The organism is Variovorax sp. 01T439_2 (assembly GCF_056398445.1).
Genome location: NZ_JBFTPJ010000904.1, coordinates 1 through 2,400 on the forward strand (window position 1 = coordinate 1; position 2,400 = coordinate 2,400).

Sequence of the window (2,400 nt, forward strand, 5' to 3'; positions counted from 1 at the left end):
ATCAGCGACTTGATCAGCGACTTGACGACTTTCATGGTGTCTCCTTCTTTTTCGGTGGAAATGCTCGAACACGAGCGTGGGTGAAAAAATCTGTGGCAACCTGCGCCGGCTCGCGCCTGGACCCGGGCTGCCCGGCTAGTGGGCCTTGAGCCGCGGCGGTGGGCGGCTGAGCCGCGGCAGCCGGCGGCGCGACGAGCCGAGCACGTCTTCGATGTCCTGCCGAGCGCCGTCGATGAGGCGGATGACCGCCTGCTCGGCCTTGGCCGGATCGTGCGCAATCACCGCGTCGAGCACCGCGCGATGCAGCGGCAGCGAAAGCGCGGGACCGTCGGGCTTGCTGGTCGATATCTCGAAACTGGTGCGAAGCAGTGCGTTGAGCGCCTTGCTCATCTGCGCGAGCATGCGGTTGCGCGCTGCGCTCAGGAGGCCGGTATGAAAGCGCAGGTCGAAGGTGACGTAGTCGCCGCCGTTCTCCACGGCTTCCTTCATGCCGGCGTAGGCACGCTCTATTTCCTCGATGTCCTGCGGGCTGGCGCGCTCGGCCGCGAGCCGCACGGCCGCCGGCTCGACCACGCGCCGCAAGTCCTGCAGGTCGCGCAGGAACTCGGGCGTGAGCCCGGCACGCGACTGCCAGGTGATGACGTCAGGGTCGAACCAGTTCCACTTGTCCTGCGGCAGCACCCGCGTGCCCACCTTGGGGCCCGTCACGATCAGGCCCTTGGCCGCGAGCGACTTGATGGCTTCGCGCACCACGGTGCGGCTCACGCCGAGCTCCTCGCCCAGAATGGGTTCGGCCGGGATCGACGCACCGATCGCATAGCGGCCGGCCACGACAGCTTCGCCGAGCAGCTCGAGCGTGCGACCGTGGATGTTCTTGATCATGTGCGTGATGTGAAATTTGATATGCCGACACTCGAAAACACTAAGGGTCCGGCAAGCTCTTCGCACTTATCATATGATGATTGAAATGATCGATCGGCAGGACAAACCCTGAGGTTTGGGGCCGCAAGCGGTCGCAAACGGAGACAACCCGATGAGCACTTCCCCCAAGAAAAAACCCGAAGACCTGCGCAGCCAGCAATGGTTCGGCCGCCATGACCGCGATGGCTTCATCTACCGCAGCTGGGTCAAGGGCAAGGGCGTGCCGCACGACCAGTTCGACGGGCGCCCGGTCATCGGCATCTGCAACACCTTCAGCGAGCTCACGCCCTGCAACTCGCACTTCCGCACGCTCGCCGAGCAGGTGAAGATCGGCGTCTACGAAGCGGGCGGCTTTCCGCTCGAGTTCCCGGTGATGTCGCTCGGCGAAACGCTCTTGCGCCCCACCGCCATGCTGTACCGCAACCTCGCGAGCATGGACGTGGAAGAAAGCATCCGCGGCAATCCGCTGGACGGCGTGGTGCTGCTCATGGGCTGCGACAAGACCACGCCCGCGCTCATGATGGGTGCGGCCAGCGTCGACCTGCCGACCATCGGCGTCTCCGGCGGCCCGATGCTTTCGGGCAAGTGGCGCGGCCAGGAACTGGGCTCGGGCACCGGCGTGTGGCAGATGAGCGAGCAGGTGCGCGCCGGCACGCTCAAGCTGCAGGACTTCTTCGAGGCCGAGAGCTGCATGCACCGCAGCCACGGCCACTGCATGACCATGGGCACCGCCAGCACCATGGCCAGCATGGTCGAGTCGCTGGGCATCGGCCTGCCCGGCAACGCCGCCTACCCGGCGGTGGACGGCCGGCGCAACGTGCTGGCGCGCATGGCGGGCCGGCGCATCGTCGACATGGTCCATGAAGACCTCCACATGTCGAAGATCCTCACGCGCCAGGCCATCGAGAACGCCATCAAGGTCAATGCGGCCATCGGCGGCTCCACCAACCTCGTCATCCATCTGCTGGCCATTGCGGGGCGCATCGGCGTCGATCTTTCGCTCGACGACTTCGACCGCCTGGCCTCGGACCTCCCCTGCCTGGTCGACCTGCAGCCTTCGGGCCGCTTCCTGATGGAAGACTTCTGCTATGCGGGCGGGCTGCCGGTGGTCATCAAGGAGATCGCGCAGTACCTGCACAAGGACGTGATCACGGCCAACGGCCAGACGCTATGGGACAACGTGAAGGACGCCGAGAACTACAACCCGCAGGTGATCCGCCCGCTGGCCGAGCCCTTCAAGGACAAGGCCGGCATCTGCGTGCTGCGCGGCAATCTCGCGCCCAACGGCGCCATCATCAAGCCCAGTGCCGCCACGCCCGAGCTGCTGGTGCACAAGGGCCGCGCGGTGGTGTTCGAAAGCGCCGACGACCTGCACAAGCGCATCGACGACGAGAACCTCGACATCGACGAGCACTGCGTGATGGTGCTGAAGAACTGCGGCCCGCGCGGCTATCCGGGCATGGCCGAGTCGGGCAACAT

General features: G+C 65.7%; 2 protein-coding genes. One reads left to right on the plus strand and one right to left on the minus strand.

Going from position 1 to position 2,400, the window contains the following annotated elements:
- Window positions 1-135 precede the first annotated feature (135 nt).
- Window positions 136-882: a FadR/GntR family transcriptional regulator gene (locus tag AC1DOC_RS29565; RefSeq protein WP_015866466.1), complete on the minus strand. Its 747-nt coding sequence runs from the start codon at window positions 880-882 to the stop codon at window positions 136-138.
- Window positions 883-1,033: 151 nt separating this feature from the next.
- On the opposite strand from AC1DOC_RS29565, the gene AC1DOC_RS29570 reads away from it, so the two are divergent.
- The coding region (locus tag AC1DOC_RS29570; RefSeq protein ID WP_478131114.1) for a dihydroxy-acid dehydratase at window positions 1,034-2,400 on the plus strand (1,367 nt) is incomplete at its 3' end.